Origin of the sequence: Vibrio toranzoniae, from assembly GCF_024347655.1 — a bacterium.
In the GTDB taxonomy this organism is placed as follows: Bacteria; Pseudomonadota; Gammaproteobacteria; order Enterobacterales; family Vibrionaceae; genus Vibrio; species Vibrio toranzoniae.
Window position 1 is genome coordinate 1 of sequence record NZ_AP025515.1, and the last position, 18,059, is coordinate 18,059.

Genomic DNA, 18,059 nt, shown 5'->3' on the forward strand with positions numbered 1-18,059 from the left:
ATTTGACATGACGGTCAAAAAACTAAGTGTTCGGAGTAAATCAATGCTAAACAATCTACATATCAACATCATCAAATCGACCATTCCTCTTTTAGAAAGCGCAGGCCCTGCTTTAACTCAACACTTCTATCAACGTATGTTCACGCATAACCCGGAATTGAAAGATATCTTCAATATGACTCACCAAAGAACAGGTCGCCAAGGTGTGGCACTGTTTGAAGCTATCGCGGCTTATGCAAAAAATATTGAAAACCTTGCAGCGTTAACCACAGCGGTTGAGCGTATCGCACAAAAGCATACCAGTTTTAACATTCAACCAGAGCACTACCAAATTGTTGGTTTACACCTGATTGAAACACTACGTGAATTAGCTGCTGACGCGTTTACGCCAGAATTGGAAGAAGCATGGACAGCCGCTTACCTATTTTTAGCGCAAGTTTTTATCGATCGTGAAGCCGAACTTTACCTACAGCGTAAGCAAGCAGTAGGTGGCTGGGAAGCAGCACGTACATTCGTAATTGCAGACAAAATTGAAGAATCAGCTCTAGTAACGAGCTTTATTCTTCAGCCAAAAGATGGCGGTAAAGTTTTGGATTACACTCCAGGTCAATACATCGGTATCGAAGTGAAACCGGAAGGCTCTCAATACAGCGAGATTCGTCAATACTCGCTATCAGACAAGCCGAACGGTAAACAATACCGCATCTCTGTTAAACGTGAAGGACAAGGGCAAGAGACACAAGGCGTGGTATCTAACCACCTACACGACAAGGTTGCTGTCGGTGATGAAGTTAGCCTATATGCGCCAGCGGGTGACTTCATGTATCAAGAGCGCAGTAAGCCGGTAACACTTATCTCTGCAGGCGTAGGTGTTACGCCAATGCAGTCAATGCTTGAGTTCTTAAACACTAACGAGAAAAACGAGCCAGTAGTTTACCTTCACGCGTGTGAAAACTCAGGTCAACACTCATTCACGACTCGCGTTAAAGACATTGTTGCCGACAAAGGTTGGGAAGCGAAAACGTGGTACATGAATAAAGATGAGTCTGCATGTGAAAACATATATCACGGTCAAATGGATCTAGCGTCTATCTCGGATACTAAAGGTTTTGAAGAGAGTGATTTTTACATCTGTGGTCCGGTTGGTTTCATGAAGAACATTGTGGAACAACTAGACGCACTTAACGTTGACCGTTCGCGCGTACACTACGAAGTATTTGGCCCTCACGCTAACTTCTAATCGTAAGGCCTGTTCTATTAAAAAACTTTGCCCATTCAAAAGCCTCACAGTGTGAGGCTTTTTTCGTTTGGCTCATTCTGCCTTGAACCGGAAATGGGGGGACGTTTTATCAAATAGGCGCTTCTGGCGAACGATTTAAGAACGTTTGATCTTTTGAGACGTATAATCAGAATCAAAACACTCTGGCCAATACATTTTTATGTAACCGCCAGCCACCCAAATAACCAATATCGTAGCTATGGTAAGTTCGAAGAAACCAAACTTGTGTAGCCAATACCATTGTGGATATTCAGTGCCGAAAAAGGTGGTTAAGCGATGCATAGCAATGGCACTTATCACCGATGGAAAGGTCACCGCAGCAATTGAAGGCTGGAATTTCAAGCGCATTAAGCGAATGTAGCACAAGTAAATCAGCAGCGTCATGGTGATGGCGATACCAGCCAAAGCGCCTGTTAGTATCGGGTCTGGACTGTCGAAATTGACTAAATAAGCGGCTAAAGATAAGTTCACAGGTGCTGCCATAATGGCGAGTGTTGGCCTTGCTCTGCGGGGAAGGTTTCCTTCGAAAACCAAGCGATACAGTACTACGGGTAGCATGAAGAAATAGATAGTAATACATGTCGTTGCGAGTGTTTCAGAAAACACCGTATGGCCAAATTGTGTCCCCGCTAGTGAACTGCTGATTAAACCTACAGGATAAAGAAACCAACTCGGGACAATATTCGCCATTTTGAAATTGATGATCTGAAAGCTAAAGAACAACACCATCATGGTAAAATGCAGTAATAATGCACAGAACCAAATTGGATAGGCAATAACTGGCGATATTTCAGCTAAATAGTCACACAGAATTAGAAGCGCCATGCTCATCGGTGCCATTAAGCTTCCACTTAACGGGTGGCGGATATCATTTAAAAAGGTATTAAAACTTGTTAGATAACGGAGTAGAACGGGAAGTAGCAACAAACCGCCAAATGAAGCAAGGTAGGGGCGAATGATTTCACCAATACCTGGAACATATAAAGCCCAAGCTTGTCCTAGTCCAATTATTCCAAGTGCTAAAGACGCCTGAGATGGCGGCACATTTTTTACTTGGGTTAACCTTTTCCAGTTCAACGATTTGCTCCAGCTCAATTGATTTTAGAACGTATAATCTAACGACAACGTTCAATTGTGCCGTCACAGGATGTCATTGGGCACTCAGAGAAGTTTGAGAGGATAATAGCAAGTATAACGTTTGCTTTTTTTACTTTGATGCGAAATCGGGACATTAAGCACGACTAATATGTGCTTTAGGGTTGGTCATCTCATTCGATTTGTCGTTCTTATCGCGATAGAGTTTCTTCTTGTGGAGGAAGGTCTTGTTGTCGTAGCTTTTCGTTTTTCAACGTGCGATTCAATAACTGAGTATAAATTGGCTGGCCACCTAGCATCTGAGCAATGATAACCGCCCCTAAACAGGTGATGATCAGAGGGAGAATGAGGTAGTAGTTATTGGTCATTTCGATCACCAATAATATACCTGTAATTGGCGCACGCACGGTTGCCGCGAATAATGCGCCCATGCCGGCAATCGCAAACATACCTGGTTCAATATTCAACTCAGGAAAGAATGCCAAAGCGATAAGTCCAAATGCGTAACCAAAGAGAGTCCCTAGCGCTAGCATAGGTGCAAAAATACCCCCTGGCGCACCAGATCCGAAACAAAGTAGTGTGGTGAGAACACGCCCTAAGAAAATGAGTAGTAGTACGTTGGTACTATAATTACCATTAGTAATGTTCGGGATGATGCCAATACCACCGCCAGTTAATTCAGGTATATACAGCAGTAATAAACCAAAGCAACCACCAAGCAGAGTCCCGGTGATTAGGTAGCGTTTACGGTCGTTCTTATGAACCTTTACAAACAGGTCTTGGGAAAGCGTAATCAGTTTATTGAAAGTGACACCAAACAAACCGAACAGTACCCCTAATAACAGGAATAACCAAAGCGCATCTAATTCTGGCGGTTGATACTGAGGCATTGTGATAACAGCGGACTGACCATTGATTGAACGAAAAACAATATTGGCAGAGATTGCAGAGATAATGACCGCTTTGATTGAAATGAGTGAATAGCGAAATTGTGGTCTCATTTCTTCGACGACAAACATAATTCCGGCCAATGGTGCATTGAATGCGGCGGCTAAACCGCCTGCGGCACCTGAAGCGAGCAATGAGTGTCGAGTATCGTCATCTTTGACTCGAAAAATGTCTGTGATCATTCGACCGATGCTACCGCCCATTTGAACGGTAGGTCCTTCACGACCTAACACCATGCCCGAGCCTAATGCGCCCATACCACCAAAGAACTTTACTGGCAGTACTCGCCACCAGCGAACAGGCCGCATGCCATCCATTGCGCCTTCGATCTCAGGGATACCTGAACCTGCAGCCTCGGGAGCAAAGCGGTGCACGAGGAAATAACCGATAAAGGCAAATGCAGCACTGATAAGGAATGCTGCAAGCCAAAGTGGTAAGTGGTGAACAATTTCATCTTTCAGCCAATCAGTTCGAGTCTCTGATATGAAATGAACGGCAACTTCGAAATAAGTACCAACAACGCCGGCAAGCACACCAACGATACAAGAAAGAAAGAGAACCGAAGCGGGTGTCTTATCCCTAGAGAGAAATTGGCTAATAGCATCCCTTGGCATTTTAGCTAATAAGGACTGCTTTATTTTCTCTCTTCTGGTCATAGAGGTAAGGTTCCTGAGTTGATAAGGTGAGTATGCACAAATTATACGCTTCCTCTAAATATCCTATAGCAACAAAGATGAAAAGTTGAATTTCATTTATGGTATGAGTTCGTTTCATAAATGAAACATATGAGCAATAGTGGAATCACCGTCACAATTTTGAGCAATTATCAGGTGGTAGCTTGAATCTCCTCAAAAATGAACCATAGTTAAATCGTAAAGCAACATAACGAACCGCAAGGAGAAATGAGGTTTTACACACAATTTGGACGGACTCAAAGACAACGTTTAGTTCCTCGTTAAATGTTCAGGTCGATATTTAAGACTTCCTGATTCGCGAACTCACGATTGAGTAACGAGGGTGAGGCGTACTGATAAAGTACGCCTTTAGTTCGTTTTATGCCTCAACTTTCCCGCTTTATATCCCTACAAATTATCTTTTTGATTATATTAAAGACACCTCTCCATTAACTATTCTCAGTGTAATACCAATCGTAGTAAATAATTGGTCATCCTAGCTGGTTAAAACGCTCGATAACTGCGTTATAATTTTTTATTGTAGAATAACTACTTATCAAAACTTCTTGTCGAAAAGAGCAGCCTTGTTCTCAAGCCTTTTTCCTGCGCTATTTCTGATCACTTACTTACTGTGATTGGTATAAACAATCGATTGGGGTCAACTTTTTAGTGATTGAGTATATACTCCCTTAAAAAGGAGAACTGATATGACAAAAAAAGTGCCTACAAACATCATTACGGGTTTCTTGGGTGTTGGTAAAACGACAGCCATCTTGAACCTGCTAAAAAATAAACCTGAAAATGAAAACTGGGCTGTTCTGGTTAATGAGTTCGGTGAAGTTGGTATTGATGGGGCGCTAATGACGGATCAGGGAGCGCTTATCAAAGAAGTCCCCGGTGGTTGTATGTGCTGTACCGCGGGCGTACCTATGTCGGTTGGCATTAATGCATTGTTACGTCAAAAACCAGACCGTTTGCTGATTGAACCAACTGGGCTTGGTCATCCAAAGCAAGTGATAGCGACGCTGACTTCAGAGCAGTACACGCCGTACGTTGATCTTAAAGCCACGTTAGGTTTGGTTGACCCACGCAATCTATCTAATGAAAAGTACACTTCGAATCAGAATTTCAATGATCAACTAGACAGTGCAGATGTGATTCTCGGAACTAAGGTCGATCTTGTTCATTCTGAAGACATCGTTGTGTTTAATGATTGGGTGACGGATCAAACGCCAGCCAAAGTATTTCATAAGCTGATTCACGATGGTGAAGTGCCATTGGAAGTGTTGGACATTGAAAGAGTATATGGCAGTGCTTCATCCCATATTGAAGCGCATCATCACGATCACGCTGAACAAGAGCCTCAATTCCAACTTCCTCCCGGTGAAGCGTTCATCCGTAAAGAGAATAAAGGTCAAGGCTACTTTAGTTGCGGTTGGCTGTTTGGTGCCGAGTATAAGTTTGATTTCGATGCGCTCTTCTCAATGTTGTCAGACCTAACGGCTGAGCGTGTAAAAGCCGTGGTGAATACTGACCAAGGTTGCTACGCATTCAATGTGGCGAATCAAGTTGTGTCAGTCAATGAAATCACGCTCGATGGGTTTGAATCTCGATTGGAAGTGATCGACTCGCAGCTTATGCCTTGGGGCGATCTGGAACAGATTTTACTCAAGCTGTGTGGCATCAAATAGAACAATTATTCTGTTTGAAACGATGATTCTGGTGTTTGCTTCGCGGATGGTGAGGTAAACACCGGATTAAATGAGAAAGTTTGCGTTATGTCACGATAAATGTGAGATAAATCACTCTAATTACTTTATAGTGCTCGGCTGAAATAAGAATGTAGGCTGTCTGCTTAAGGAACCCGTAACAATGTCATTTTCTTCTCAAGGTTTTGCTCCTGAATTAGTCAAAGCGTTGACTGAGTGTGGTTATGAAAAACTCACTCCAATTCAACAAAAAGCAATTCCAATGGCTCGTAAAGGCCATGATATTTTTGCCACTGCTCAAACTGGTACGGGTAAAACAGCGGCATTCGCATTGCCTGTTATTCAGCACCTACTGAACAGCGGTAAAAAAGCATCTCGAGGAACGGCTCGCGGCCTTATTCTTGCTCCAACTCGTGAGCTTGCTGCGCAGATCGCTCAAAACATCAAAGACTACGTTAAATACACGGAACTAAGCGTTTCAGCGGTTTACGGTGGTAACAAGATGTCTTCACAGGTTCGCCAGTTAGAACTGGGTGTGGATATTTTGGTTGCGACTCCGGGCCGTTTAGAAGAGCACTTAGAAGCGGGTAACGTGTCTATTGCTAACCTAGAATTCCTAGTATTTGATGAAGCTGATCGTATCCTTGATATGGGCTTCATCAATGCTGTTCGTAAGATCATGCTGGATGTAGAAACATCGCCACAGATCATGATGTTCTCGGCGACAACATCGACTCAGTTGAACCAACTGTCAGTAGATATTCTACGTAAACCAAAACGTATCAGTGTTGAACGCGAAAACTCAACGGCTGCTACTGTCGGCCACGTGGTTTACCCAGTTGATCAAGAACGTAAAACAGAACTGCTTTCTGAACTGATTGGTCGTAAAAACTGGCGCCAAGTGCTTGTGTTCGTGAACTACAAAGAAACCGCGAACGATGTCGTTAAAGAGCTTAAGCTTGACGGTATTAAAGCGGTACTGTGTCACGGTGATAAAGCGCAAAGCGCTCGTCGTCGCGCATTGGATGACTTTAAAGAAGGCAGAGCACGTGTGATGGTGGCAACCGACGTTGCGGCTCGTGGTTTGGATATTGAAGACTTACCACACGTGATTAACTACGACATGCCTTTTCTAGCGGAAGATTACGTTCACCGTATTGGCCGTACAGGTCGTGCTGGTAAGCAAGGTCACGCTGTGTCTTTCGTTAACCGCGAAGAAGAGCTGACGGTTGTTCAAGTTGAGACACTGATTCAACAGCGTATTCGCCGTGTTGAGCAACCGGGTTACGAACCGAAGAAGCGTGATGCTTACATTGAAAAGCTGAACACTAAGTCGGCTTACAAAAACCGCCAAGGTCGTAAGAACAACGCGAACGAAGACCAGCAAGATCAAGCAAGCGCTGAACGTCGTTTGACTATGATGAAGCGAATTAAAAATCGTCGTAAGTAATTACGGTCGGTGAATGAAAAGAGTCACTGTTATGTGGCTCTTTTTGTTTGTATTGTTCGCAATATTGTTTATTGTCATTACTGCTTCGTTTCAACATCGCTTCGCTTTAAGCCCGCTTAAGAAACTACAGCCATACAATAAAAATAAGTCGATAAGGTAATAATATGGATAGCGCACTACTTTGGGCTTTTATTCCCACGTTTTTCTTTGTGTCAATCACGCCCGGTATGTGTATGACTCTGGCGTTGACACTAGGAATGAGTGTTGGATACAAGCGCACATTATGGATGATGATCGGCGAACTGGCCGGTGTAGCTGTTGTGTCAGTTGCCGCTGTATTGGGCATTGCGTCAATCATGCTCAATTACCCGTGGCTGTTTACTGGGTTTAAATTTATCGGCGCAGGTTACTTGTTCTACTTGGGTGTACAAATGTGGCGCTCAAGAGGTAAGTTGGCGATCAGTACTGATAATCTAGAGACTCAAGTAAACAATGATTGGGACTTGGTAGTTCAAGGTTTTGTTACTGCGATTGCTAACCCGAAAGGTTGGGCGTTTATGATTTCGTTATTGCCTCCTTTCATTAACAGCAAAATCGATTTAGCGCCGCAGTTGTTCATTCTAGTTTCTATTATTCTGGTGTCTGAATTCGTTTGCATGACCTTGTACGCGACAGGCGGGAAGAGCCTTAAGCATATGCTAGGCAAGGCTGACAACGTAAAGTTGATGAACCGCATTGCTGGCACGCTGATGATGGGCGTTGGTGTGTGGTTGTTCGTTAGTTAGCTTTAGTTAGCGATAACGTGCAAAGGCCATTCGCCATTCTTCCTTATGACGATAGCGGATAGCTTGTGAGTTAACAGAGCAAGCTAATCAATAGAATGTAAAAAGAGCGATAGGGCTTTGGCCTTATCGCTCTTTTTGTTATTACTTGCCTATAATTTAACTCTTTAGCTTATATTGTTATACAAGAGTTTTTAACTGATCTTAAACCGCTATTTCACCGCCATCTTCACGACGAATCACAACCGTTGCTGCACGAGGACGCACCGACATACCTGACGGAGTCTCCTCTGCTGCATTATCGCTGTATGGCCAGTTTCCCGGATGCTGTATATTTACAAACAATGACTTATAGTCTGGGCTGATGGTAAAACCTGTTACTTCACAACCGTTTGGACCAACAAAAAAGCGTTTTAACTCTGCTTGGTTGTCCTTTGTAATTACTGCTTGATTTCCATCTTCATCCGTCAATTTAGAGGGTACGACTGCCAGCATTTGATCATTGGTGTAGCCTGTCACTTCGTCAGCACCATTATCGGTTTGAATCCACAAAATACCACGAGCGTCAAACGCTAGGCCGTCTGGGCTAGCAAATTGGTTCAGGTCGGTTAATCCAGAACGGTTAATGTCTGTATCGCCATTGGCTGGTGAACCAAATAAGAAAATATCCCAAGTGAAGTCCGTTGCTGCTTCACCTTCATCCCAACGAATCACATGACCAAATTTGTTGTTTAAACGTGGGTTTGCTGCATTCGTTTCACTGGTGCGCTTGGTGTTGTTGGTTAGTGTTAGATATACAGAGCCTGTGTATGGATCGACGGTACACCACTCTGGGCGATCCATTGGTGTTGCACCTACGAGGTCCGCAGCGCCCGCTGTGTTTATGATGATCTCAGCCAAAGAGTTGAAATGGTCTGCCAAAGTCCCCCCAGCTAACGTAATGCTATTTAGATCCAACGGTAACCAAGTACCTGAGCTGTCTTCATTGAAACGTGCCACATAAAGCGTGCCTTCATCCATGTATTTATCACCGGTTGCTAAACGGTTTGATGGATTCGCATCTGCTGGATCCCAGCTTGCTGCCGATTCAAATTTGTATAGGTACTCAAAACGAGAATCGTGTCCCGAGTAAAAGACAACGGGTTGACCTTTTTCTAGTTTACCAAAAGTACAACCTTCGTGACGGAAACGACCTAGTGCAGTGCGTTTCTTCGCACGAGAGTTCTGTGTATATGGATCGATTTCAACAATGTAACCGTGGCCGTTCGCTTCGTTACGGTAATCGTCCATTGAGCTTGCGCCCGTCGGTTCTACATTAAAGCGGGTAAATTCATCCAAACGTTCTTCTGTGTTGCCAGCAAGTGTGTCCCACAAGTAACGTGTACTTTTGTCATCGACGCCAATACGATCTTGCTCTTCAGTACGAACACCTGCATTAACGAAGTAACCTGGCCAGTTTTCTTCACACGTTAAGTAAGTGCCCCATGGTGTGAAACCATTACCACAGTTGTTCAATGTACCGCGTGCTTGGCTGCCATCAGGAGAGAAGCGAGTCACAGTGTGAGCGGTATGTGCGACAGGGCCAGACAAGTCCATAGTCGTCGCACCTGTGTAGCGACGGTTGAGTGGATCGGTATCAACCAGTTTCCACATGTTGTCTTCGAGTTGAATTCGAACAACTGATACGCCATGGGCATTAATTTCTTTACGTACTTCATCTACAACAGTACGTACACCACTTTCTACGGTTGGGCCACTTGGGTGCAGAGCCATCGAGTCTATGTATTCATGGTTGATACACAATAAGCCGTCTGTAGTTCTGTCATTTAAAGGAAAGAAATGCATCCCATCGTGGTGCATACCTAGCGCATTTAACTGTTCGTCACTTGTGTTGCTGCCGTCATCTTTCCATGCACTACCTTGTGCATTTAGAGGTGTCCCCCATGGTACTAATACTTGTGCTATGTAACCTTGTGGAACCGAGACTGCATCGGTTAGTGATCCTGGAATTGAATCAAAGTTCAGCATTGCACTTGATACACCTGAACCATTACCTGCTGGAATGCTTGAGCTAGAAGAGTTGCACCCGGAAAGTCCAAACGCACCAAATGCGGTCATTGCACTGATACCTAAGCCGCCTTTCAATACGTTCCTTCTCGATAGATTGGCGTCTAAAACTTCTTCGAAAGGTTTATTTGTGCTCTTGTTGAAACGAGTGCTATCAAATGTTTCCTTGCTCATCTGTACTGATTCCTATTGATTGTATTTATTAGTTGTCCATGAATGATCTAGCCACTTACTAACGAGTAAATCGCTTTGATCAAGGTGTGACTAATCGTGAAGCAGTTAAGTGACAGATTTTTATAGATTTGATTAAGATTTTGTTTCTGTAGCACGAATTTTGCCATTAACACTCTCGTGCAATACAAAACTCTTGGGGATTAGGGGAGAACTGTGTATAAATGCTTTATCAAACGAAAAGAGAGACAGTTATGAAATTAGATAAAATCGAAAACAAAAATCGCCGCCTACGCAAAAAGCTATACCTAGGTGAATTCGCGATTCTGGGTTTTGAAGTAAGCTGCAAGACATCGATTGCTGATTTTGACCAATACGATGTGTTCATTGACGAATTCATCGATTTCATCGACAGCATCGGCTTATGCTTTGGTGGCGGTGGCCTAGAGCTGTTTGAAGGTTTCTTATGTTCTATCGAGCGTTACCGCTCAGTAACTGAAGCAGAGCAGCTGCAAGTTGCACAATGGCTTGAAGCGCGTGCTGAAGTAACGAAAGTTGAAGTTAGCGAGCTTATTGACGCAAACTACGCGTTCTAAATTGATGTTGTACTGTTAGCTTTGCTTGGAGGTCTACACGGCTTTTAGAACAAGCAACAATACACAAAAACAGAGGCCGAATCGGTAAATTGATTCGGCCTTTTTGCGTTTTCTTCCTTTGGTATTCGCTGAGCTGTTTTTGAATTGCAACCAGCTAAAGATTAAGCGAGGTTACGCGTCTTTGTTCTCTTCGTTACCTTCATTCACTTTCGCGTAGAAGTGAAGTAGTTCAGTCAATTCTTTAACCCAACCAAATGCATCCTTCGGAGCATTAACTAAGATCTTCTCGACTTTCTCACAGTGCACTTCAATCGAAATTGCTTCTTCAAGATTGAACGAAATCGAATAGAAATGCCAAAGCAGCAGACGAGTCATACGCTCAATGTTTTGTTGCGAGTTGTTAGATTCAGAGAATGCTAGGTTCACTTCACCAAGGGCAATCGCGGTCATTCGTAGCATTGCGTCAAACTTCGCTGATTGCATACGTTCTTCACTGGCCACTTCTTCTTGCTCAAAAGTGAACAATTCCGTCATTGCATCTTCAGGAACCAGGCGATGAATCATTCTTAAACTAAATTCTTCTAGTTCATGGCGAGGCATGGTGATTAAGCAATTTAAGGTGTAGTCGCGTTGCATGGTGTTCTCTTGGATGGGCAAAAAGGCCTGACAGTTTAATGGAGAAGCGAGTTCAGAAAAAGCAGATTTTAGATAAGCCTACGTTGGTAGGCTTATACGGGTATCAATACTTCAAATTAATCTATATAGATAATTAAACGAATCAAGTTTTGCTATGGCTTGGCGGTTGGTATTGCATCGATTGGTCGCTTCTCATGAAAATGTTGCTTGCCACTAAGCTGCCGATACAAATCGAACCTAGAGCGAACCAAGTCATAAGATCAGGGGTTTCGTTAAATAGAGGGATAGCTAATAACGTTGCAACGGCTGGTGTCGCGCTCCCGAACGCCGCAGAACGCTCTGCCCCGAGAGTGTTAACCGCATAAAGGTAAGTGAATGCGGCAATTAGGCCTGCTCCAACCCCTTGTACTGCGGAATGTACGGCAAGCTCTGAGAAAGGCCATTGAGTGATGGGTGCATCTACTAAATAGCTAGGGAGCGTTCCTGTCAGGATCAAAAACAACAATAGCAAAGTTGAACTGATAGCGATTAACCCCGCGCTCACTAACGCATTAAGATTGGCGACACGCGCTGAGATGGTAAAGGTCGCCCACATTAAGCTTCCGCAGAGAAGTAACAAGTGGCCTTTTGTATATTCAAAGTTGAAGCTGCTTAAACTACTGCCTAAGAACAATATAATACCGAGTAACACCAAGGCTAAACCTGCACTGCGGTGGCGGCTAAGTGGCTGTTTGAAAAAGAGTATTGCAATCCCGGTAACAAACAGAGGCAGTGTTCCGGGTATCAAAGCACTGCCGTGTGAAACAGGAACAAACTGCATTGCTGTACCTGCGACGAGCAGATAAGGCAGGCCACTGCCGACAAACATACCAACCAAGTAACGATTAGGCACTGTTGTTATGGCATTACGAGCTTTCCACACCAAGGGTAAGAGTACCAAGGCGGGAATAAGGAAGCGTGTGAGTGCGATGTCTGCAGGCGTTAAATTTGAATTCGCGCCGCCTTTAAGAGAAAGAAAAAAGCTCGCCCAGATGAGCAAAGTAACAGTAATAGATAGATAGCCAAGCGTCATAATAAATAAGGAAATTGAATGATGACTAATTATGGGGGAGAGTACGTGCCATAAGTTGGCAAATTTAGTTCTAATTTTACTTATCATTAATTGTTTCTGCTAATATTCTTTAAATTATTAATGAATTTAACTAATGGGCGGTATTCGCTATGGATAGAATTGATAGACATCTTCTTGAGTTGTTACAAATAGATGGCAGGTTAACCACGGCGGAGCTCGCTGATGAAGTGGGTTTATCACCTTCACCGTGTGCAAGGCGTATCAAAAGGCTCGAAGAAAAAGGGATTATTGACGGTTATCGTGTGAGTTTGTCTCGAGAGCAAGTTGGTATAGCAATGAGTGTGTTTGTTGAAGTGAGCTTAAACAACCACCAAGAAGTGTCTATTGATAAGTTTGAAAGTGCAATTGTCGAGATGGAAGAGGTCATCAGCTGCCACGTTGTATCTGGGGCTTATGATTATCTGTTAGAAGTGGTTAACCCAAACTTGATGGCCTACGAGGCATTTACAAGAAAGCTCCAAAGGCTCTCTAACGTCAAAGACATCCACACTCACCTTGCGATAAGACAAGTGAAAGGTAACGCGCCGCTACCGGTTTATACCGACTAAGCTGTAGGTAAAGGGATACGTTATGTGATGAAATGAGCAGAAAAAGTAATGATTCCTGATAGGAATCGCGGGAGCAATTAATGATTGTCTACTAAATTGCAGATACGCAACAATAAAAACGGAGCAACTCGTGAAAGGTACTCCGTACATGATAGGTGCAAAACTTAGTGATATTTAAAGTGAGAGATTGAACAATCTCCAGTTTGTGCATTAATTCTGAATGAAAAAGCATGTGAATGATAATCCACACCATCATTCCAAATTGTTTCTCCAAATATCTTACATAGCTCTAGCTCACTTACTGAACCGAACTCTTCCATGTGTTTAGCTACAGATAAAAGTTTACCTCTTACCTCTGCAGTCCATTCCGTGTTACTCAAGCAGTTGAAAGCCATAGTCTTTTGCATATTACCTAGCCAAAATGTGTCTTGTTATTAAGTTATATGAATATTCATGATAACAATTTTCTGGTATTTGTAAATCTATTTTGTGATGAACATCTCATATAGTTGCCTGGGTTGGTTGGAAATTAAACTCTATTGTTGATGTTTGACACATTAACTTTACAAGTTATTGATAAAGCTTTGATTAGCGAACTATTCAAATTAATTCCGTCAAAGAGCAGAGAAAGCCGAGTGCGGATTTCAGTTTTGGACGTCGTTTACAGGAGTTTTAGTACGGCGTGCTTTATCTATTATGGCGGCTTCTTGACGATACTTTGATGACAGCTGACGAAATTTTTCGCTGAGTGTATGGAGATCTTGGGAAAGCGATTGCGAACTTGCCACGTGCACCTGCGCGCTTTCTGATTGGCTTGGTCGCTTTGCCGTTGCACAGTGTTTAGCGACAGCTTGCCATGAATCGCTGAGAAACTGAGCCCCTTCGAGTTCTGTAGATACCATGTATGCCTGCTTTAACAAAACCTCAGAGATATCATAAGCGGTATTCATATGATTCTTGAGCTGTACATTAAATCTTGGTTCGTACTTTAGCCAAAGTTCAATGATCTGTGTTTCAGTGAAATGTTTAGAGAGAAGAGTTTGGGATTGATAAGTTGAGAGAACTCGGTTGAATTCTTTGGTGTATTGGTTATAGCGACCTTCGAATGCGAGCTGGCGATCCAACAGTGTTTGCCAGTTTTCACGATTACAATGGTTTGCGAACGAGACATTCGCACTCCAAGCTACACTCGTAATTATAACCTTCACCCAAAAACGCATGACTTTCCTCTACTTACCGTACTCTCTTTAGAGAGTATAGATGAGTGACAACATGAGTTGATGTACACTTAAAGCATACCTAAAACGGAAGAGTTGGTGGATTTGATGAAAAAAGCGCTGATCGCTTTACTTGTATTGTTAATATTGGGCGGAGGAGGAGCGGCGTACTACTTCTTTGTTATGAAAAAAGACTCAACACCAACAGAGAAAGACGAAGAACCAGTTGAAGAAGTTGCTCAGCAATCTGAATCTGACTTAGAACCGATCATGGAGCTTAAACCTGAGCCAGAACAGACAGAGTTCTATGTTTTGGACAGAAAGCTTGAAGTGGTGGAACAGCCGGAAGTTGATGGTTTGATAACGGATTACCTCTATAAGAGCGAAAAAGTCGAAGTATTAGAGAAGCAGGGTAAATGGGCTCGTATCTCAGATTACATCGTCCTAAAAGAAGGTGGCCCGCAGACGGCAGAATGGGTCGCAATGTCTGGTTTATCGAATGACGAAGTGATTATCTCAGAAAAAGAAAATAAAGAGATATTGGACTCTTACTTGGTTAAATCCGACGATCTTAAGATTCACCAAGAGAAGTTTCGTAACACGATTGCTAAGCTGATCTCTGAAGGTGAATGTGCCCCAAGTGATTTCGAAGAATTAGGCGGCTGGGTGAAATCGGTGAAGTACAGTGGTCGAGATGTCTATTTTATCTATTGCGGCGGACTATCTCTTGAAAATAAAATTTATTTAGATGTAAATACAAATGAAATATTTACTAAGTAGGATCCACGCCACTATTAATGTCGGATGTATTAATAGAAATTAACCTTTCTATTTAGAAGTTTAAAGCTATTAAAGCCCACTCATTAATTGAGTGGGCTTTTTATTTTATATTCGTTATGGATTATTTTTACTTTCTATATTGCATTCTGGTTGAAACAAGCCTTGATCTGTCAGTTTATCTTGGATTAACAAAGGTTTACTATCTTGATGATATATTTAAAATTAATTAAATAACTTTAAAATCATAGGGTTATGTACATTTACATATGCGTAACATTTCATATTTTTTGAGAGGCAAGTCAGGTTTTTAGCTATAATATGAAATTATTTTGTATTTGTAATAATACTTTTTGATTTTGAGATGTAGGGTTTAATTAAAGAAAAACGTAAAGTTTAATTATTAACTAAGACATTATTTTATTAACATCATTGTTATTTAATTTCTTGTAAGGGATGGAACCATTAATGAAAAAGCTTGCTTTAATTACAGGGTCAAAAGGCGGTATCGGGTCGGCAATATCTTCGAAACTAGTCGCAGATGGATATCGTGTGATCGCAACCTATTTTACTGGGAATTATCAATGTGCACTAGATTGGTTTAAGGAAAAACAATTTACTGAAGAGCAAGTCAGACTGTTTGAATTAGATGTTACTAACACTGCTGAATGTGCATTGAGCTTAAGCAAGTTATTGGAAGAAGAAGGCACTGTTGATGTGTTGGTTAACAATGCCGGTATTACGCGTGACAGTGTCTTTAAAAAGATGGATGCGGAAGCATGGAGAGAGGTGATAGAGACCAATCTCAACAGTCTTTTTAATGTGACACAGCCTTTGTTTGCACCGATGTGCGAAAAGGGTAACTGCCGAGTCATCAACATTTCTTCAGTCAATGGTCTTAAAGGTCAGTTTGGACAAACCAACTACTCGGCTGCTAAAGCCGGGATGATTGGCTTCTCCAAAGCACTGGCAGCCGAAGGCGCTCGCAGTGGCGTCACAGTGAATGTAGTTGCTCCTGGTTACACGGCGACACCAATGGTTGAGCAAATGAAGCCTGAAGTTCTTGATTCAATAAAGAACCAAATCCCAATGAAACGTTTGGCTACACCTGTTGAAATTGCGGACGCAGTGGGCTTTTTAGCGAGTGAATCTGGCGCGTACATTACAGGCGAGACATTGTCTGTGAATGGCGGCTTGTATATGCACTAATTGGCGAAATTCAAGGGAATGGAATGATGGAAAAAGTATTTATTGTTGCGGCAAAACGTACCCCAATTGGTGCATTTACCGGGTCTTTAAACAACGTATCAGCAGGTGAACTAGCTGGTGTGGCGATTAAAGGTGCGTTGGACGAAGTAGACCTACCGTTAGATGCGATTGACGAAGTGATAGTCGGCAACGTGATTTCAGCAGGGCAAGGCATGGGCGTAGCGCGCCAAGCTGCAATCTACGCAGGGCTTGCAGAGGAAATACCCGCGTATGGCGTCAACATGATTTGTGGCAGTGGCATGAAGTCAGTAATGGACGCTGCTGCACACATTAAGGCGCAAGACGCTGAAGTGGTGGTTGCGGCTGGTGTTGAAGTGATGTCTCAAATCCCTTTTGTGGTTCCGCCAAGTATTCGTAACGGACACAAGATGGGTGATATATCGATGAAAGACTTGTTGGTGGGCGATGGTTTAACGGATGCGTTTAATCATTACCATATGGGCATGACGGCTGAAAACATTGCGAATGCATTGAACATTTCACGCCTTGCTCAAGATAACTATGCGTTAGAAAGCCAGCAGAAAGCGGTGGCGGCAATCGAAGCAGGCAAGTTTACTCAGCAAATCGTGCCTGTTGAAGTTAAGCAGCGCAGACAGACAGTCACTTTTGATACTGATGAGTATCCGAAATCTGACGCAACATTCGAAGGCCTACAAAAGCTTCGTCCGGCATTCGACCGTGAAGGAACCGTAACGGCGGGCAACGCTTCAGGTATCAATGACGGTGCGAGTGCAATTATCTTGGCATCAGAGAGTGCCGTCGTGAAATACGGATTAACACCACTGGTTGAACTAAGCAGCTACGCACAATCTGGTTTGGACCCGAAGATCATGGGGTTAGGCCCAGTAGAAGCCGTATCAAAAGCGCTCGACAAAGCTGAACTAACGCTTGAAGAGATCGATTTGTTTGAACTGAATGAAGCCTTTGCAGCACAAGCGCTTGGTGTGATGTATCAGCTTTCTGAGCAGCACGATCTGCCTTTAGAAACCTTCAAACCAAAGGTGAATGTGAATGGTGGAGCGATCGCGCTAGGCCATCCTCTAGGAGCTTCAGGCAATCGAATTATTGTTTCACTTATCCATGAGATGCTCGAACAAAAGACAACTTATGGTGTTGCTTCACTCTGTGTGGGTGGAGGAATGGGCACCGCTGTTTTGCTTAAAGGTATTGAAGGCTAAGCCTGACTTGCCTGTAGCAGCTTAACAATTTATCGAAGTCGCTTATCCCAATGGTGAGCCTTCGTAGAAAGACATTACCTAAACTTGTATTACTAAATTATGTATTCATCAGGAGTTACTTATGTACACGGATATTTTCAAAACAATGACTGACCAAACTGAAAAGCAATTTGAACCGTATTTCAAGTTCAACAAGTTGGTTGCCAAGAACGTTCAAACAATGACGGAATTGCAAATGAATGCGATGCAGACATACACGGACATGGGTCTTGCACAAATGAAAGCCGTAAGCGAAATCAAAGATGTAAATAGCTTAACGGCTTTCAATAGCCAGCAACTAGCAGCGCTAACTCAACTGTCTCAGCAGATGATGAGTGATAGCACTAAGCTTCAAACAGTGGCTAAAGAATTCAAAGAAGATGTTGAAACACTAACAACTGAAAACTTGAAAACAGTTACACCTGCATAAATTTAATCGCCATCGAGTTAGCGCAGTATTTACTGTGAGGCTCGGTGGCGATTTTCCGATTA

General features: G+C 42.9%; 17 protein-coding genes. 10 read left to right on the forward strand and 7 right to left on the reverse strand.

Annotated features, from left to right (window positions below):
* The first annotated feature begins 43 nt into the window (after positions 1–43).
* Complete coding sequence (hmpA, locus tag OCU50_RS14480) at positions 44–1,240, forward strand: NO-inducible flavohemoprotein (protein ID WP_060469624.1); 1,197 nt, start codon at positions 44–46, stop codon at positions 1,238–1,240.
* A 135-nt stretch (positions 1,241–1,375) separates the two neighbouring features.
* Here the strand turns inward: hmpA and OCU50_RS14485 are convergent, their stop codons facing one another.
* Together OCU50_RS14485 and clcA are read right to left on the reverse strand one after the other, a co-directional pair.
* Positions 1,376–2,356, reverse strand: a complete 981-nt coding sequence (locus OCU50_RS14485; RefSeq protein ID WP_201023960.1) for a TDT family transporter — start codon at positions 2,354–2,356, stop codon at positions 1,376–1,378.
* Positions 2,357–2,565: 209 nt separating this feature from the next.
* A complete protein-coding gene (gene clcA / locus OCU50_RS14490) occupies positions 2,566–3,978 on the reverse strand; it encodes a H(+)/Cl(-) exchange transporter ClcA (protein WP_060469625.1) in 1,413 nt (470 codons plus the stop codon).
* A 725-nt stretch (positions 3,979–4,703) separates the two neighbouring features.
* On the opposite strand from clcA, the gene OCU50_RS14495 reads away from it, so the two are divergent.
* From OCU50_RS14495 to OCU50_RS14505, 3 genes are all read left to right on the forward strand, one after another.
* Complete coding sequence (locus tag OCU50_RS14495) at positions 4,704–5,687, forward strand: CobW family GTP-binding protein (protein ID WP_060469626.1); 984 nt, start codon at positions 4,704–4,706, stop codon at positions 5,685–5,687.
* A 181-nt stretch (positions 5,688–5,868) separates the two neighbouring features.
* Positions 5,869–7,155 carry a DEAD/DEAH box helicase gene (locus OCU50_RS14500; protein ID WP_060469627.1) on the forward strand — a complete coding sequence of 429 codons (1,287 nt, stop codon included), beginning with the start codon at positions 5,869–5,871 and terminating at the stop codon, positions 7,153–7,155.
* Between the two features lie 164 nt (positions 7,156–7,319).
* Complete coding sequence (locus OCU50_RS14505; RefSeq protein WP_017058180.1) at positions 7,320–7,940, forward strand: LysE family translocator; 621 nt, start codon at positions 7,320–7,322, stop codon at positions 7,938–7,940.
* A 201-nt stretch (positions 7,941–8,141) separates the two neighbouring features.
* Here the strand turns inward: OCU50_RS14505 and OCU50_RS14510 are convergent, their stop codons facing one another.
* Entirely contained in the window at positions 8,142–10,178 is a 2,037-nt protein-coding gene (locus OCU50_RS14510) for a PhoX family protein (protein WP_060469628.1), read from the reverse strand.
* 251 nt (positions 10,179–10,429) lie between these two features.
* On the opposite strand from OCU50_RS14510, the gene OCU50_RS14515 reads away from it, so the two are divergent.
* Positions 10,430–10,771: a YggL 50S ribosome-binding family protein gene (locus OCU50_RS14515; RefSeq protein WP_008219317.1), complete on the forward strand. Its 342-nt coding sequence runs from the start codon at positions 10,430–10,432 to the stop codon at positions 10,769–10,771.
* A gap of 171 nt (positions 10,772–10,942) precedes the next feature.
* Here OCU50_RS14515 and OCU50_RS14520 read toward each other — a convergent pair whose 3' ends face one another.
* Both OCU50_RS14520 and OCU50_RS14525 read right to left on the reverse strand, forming a co-directional pair.
* On the reverse strand, positions 10,943–11,407 hold the full coding sequence (locus OCU50_RS14520) for a hypothetical protein (RefSeq protein ID WP_060469629.1): 465 nt from the start codon (positions 11,405–11,407) through the stop codon (positions 10,943–10,945).
* Positions 11,408–11,549: 142 nt separating this feature from the next.
* Positions 11,550–12,479: a DMT family transporter gene (locus OCU50_RS14525; RefSeq protein ID WP_060469630.1), complete on the reverse strand. Its 930-nt coding sequence runs from the start codon at positions 12,477–12,479 to the stop codon at positions 11,550–11,552.
* A 149-nt stretch (positions 12,480–12,628) separates the two neighbouring features.
* On the opposite strand from OCU50_RS14525, the gene OCU50_RS14530 reads away from it, so the two are divergent.
* On the forward strand, positions 12,629–13,087 hold the full coding sequence (locus tag OCU50_RS14530) for an Lrp/AsnC family transcriptional regulator (protein ID WP_017058185.1): 459 nt from the start codon (positions 12,629–12,631) through the stop codon (positions 13,085–13,087).
* A 164-nt stretch (positions 13,088–13,251) separates the two neighbouring features.
* Here the strand turns inward: OCU50_RS14530 and OCU50_RS14535 are convergent, their stop codons facing one another.
* Together OCU50_RS14535 and OCU50_RS14540 are read right to left on the reverse strand one after the other, a co-directional pair.
* Complete coding sequence (locus OCU50_RS14535; protein WP_017058186.1) at positions 13,252–13,494, reverse strand: hypothetical protein; 243 nt, start codon at positions 13,492–13,494, stop codon at positions 13,252–13,254.
* 237 nt (positions 13,495–13,731) lie between these two features.
* Positions 13,732–14,307, reverse strand: coding sequence for a hypothetical protein (locus OCU50_RS14540; protein WP_060469631.1), 576 nt, complete (start codon positions 14,305–14,307; stop codon positions 13,732–13,734).
* A 96-nt stretch (positions 14,308–14,403) separates the two neighbouring features.
* Here OCU50_RS14540 and OCU50_RS14545 point away from each other — a divergent pair, with 96 nt between their 5' ends.
* The 4 genes from OCU50_RS14545 to OCU50_RS14560 all read left to right on the forward strand — a co-directional run bounded on the left by OCU50_RS14545 (position 14,404) and on the right by OCU50_RS14560 (position 17,997).
* The gene (locus OCU50_RS14545; RefSeq protein WP_060469632.1) at positions 14,404–15,084 is read left to right on the forward strand and encodes a hypothetical protein; all 681 of its coding nucleotides are present in this window, start codon (positions 14,404–14,406) and stop codon (positions 15,082–15,084) included.
* Positions 15,085–15,549: 465 nt separating this feature from the next.
* The gene (locus tag OCU50_RS14550; RefSeq protein WP_060469633.1) at positions 15,550–16,290 is read left to right on the forward strand and encodes an SDR family oxidoreductase; all 741 of its coding nucleotides are present in this window, start codon (positions 15,550–15,552) and stop codon (positions 16,288–16,290) included.
* 26 nt (positions 16,291–16,316) lie between these two features.
* On the forward strand, positions 16,317–17,528 hold the full coding sequence (locus OCU50_RS14555; RefSeq protein WP_060469634.1) for an acetyl-CoA C-acetyltransferase: 1,212 nt from the start codon (positions 16,317–16,319) through the stop codon (positions 17,526–17,528).
* Between the two features lie 121 nt (positions 17,529–17,649).
* On the forward strand, positions 17,650–17,997 hold the full coding sequence (locus OCU50_RS14560; protein ID WP_060469635.1) for a phasin family protein: 348 nt from the start codon (positions 17,650–17,652) through the stop codon (positions 17,995–17,997).
* Positions 17,998–18,059 lie beyond the last annotated feature (62 nt).

Coding starts and splice junctions, on each gene's coding strand:
- hmpA (WP_060469624.1), top strand. CDS start 44: ATGCTAAACAATCTACATATCAACATCATCAAATCGACCATTCCTCTT.
- clcA (WP_060469625.1), bottom strand. CDS start 3,978: ATGACCAGAAGAGAGAAAATAAAGCAGTCCTTATTAGCTAAAATGCCA.
- OCU50_RS14495 (WP_060469626.1), top strand. CDS start 4,704: ATGACAAAAAAAGTGCCTACAAACATCATTACGGGTTTCTTGGGTGTT.
- OCU50_RS14500 (WP_060469627.1), top strand. CDS start 5,869: ATGTCATTTTCTTCTCAAGGTTTTGCTCCTGAATTAGTCAAAGCGTTG.
- OCU50_RS14505 (WP_017058180.1), top strand. CDS start 7,320: ATGGATAGCGCACTACTTTGGGCTTTTATTCCCACGTTTTTCTTTGTG.
- OCU50_RS14510 (WP_060469628.1), bottom strand. CDS start 10,178: ATGAGCAAGGAAACATTTGATAGCACTCGTTTCAACAAGAGCACAAAT.
- OCU50_RS14515 (WP_008219317.1), top strand. CDS start 10,430: ATGAAATTAGATAAAATCGAAAACAAAAATCGCCGCCTACGCAAAAAG.
- OCU50_RS14520 (WP_060469629.1), bottom strand. CDS start 11,407: ATGCAACGCGACTACACCTTAAATTGCTTAATCACCATGCCTCGCCAT.
- OCU50_RS14525 (WP_060469630.1), bottom strand. CDS start 12,479: ATGACGCTTGGCTATCTATCTATTACTGTTACTTTGCTCATCTGGGCG.
- OCU50_RS14530 (WP_017058185.1), top strand. CDS start 12,629: ATGGATAGAATTGATAGACATCTTCTTGAGTTGTTACAAATAGATGGC.
- OCU50_RS14535 (WP_017058186.1), bottom strand. CDS start 13,494: ATGCAAAAGACTATGGCTTTCAACTGCTTGAGTAACACGGAATGGACT.
- OCU50_RS14540 (WP_060469631.1), bottom strand. CDS start 14,307: ATGCGTTTTTGGGTGAAGGTTATAATTACGAGTGTAGCTTGGAGTGCG.
- OCU50_RS14550 (WP_060469633.1), top strand. CDS start 15,550: ATGAAAAAGCTTGCTTTAATTACAGGGTCAAAAGGCGGTATCGGGTCG.
- OCU50_RS14555 (WP_060469634.1), top strand. CDS start 16,317: ATGGAAAAAGTATTTATTGTTGCGGCAAAACGTACCCCAATTGGTGCA.
- OCU50_RS14560 (WP_060469635.1), top strand. CDS start 17,650: ATGTACACGGATATTTTCAAAACAATGACTGACCAAACTGAAAAGCAA.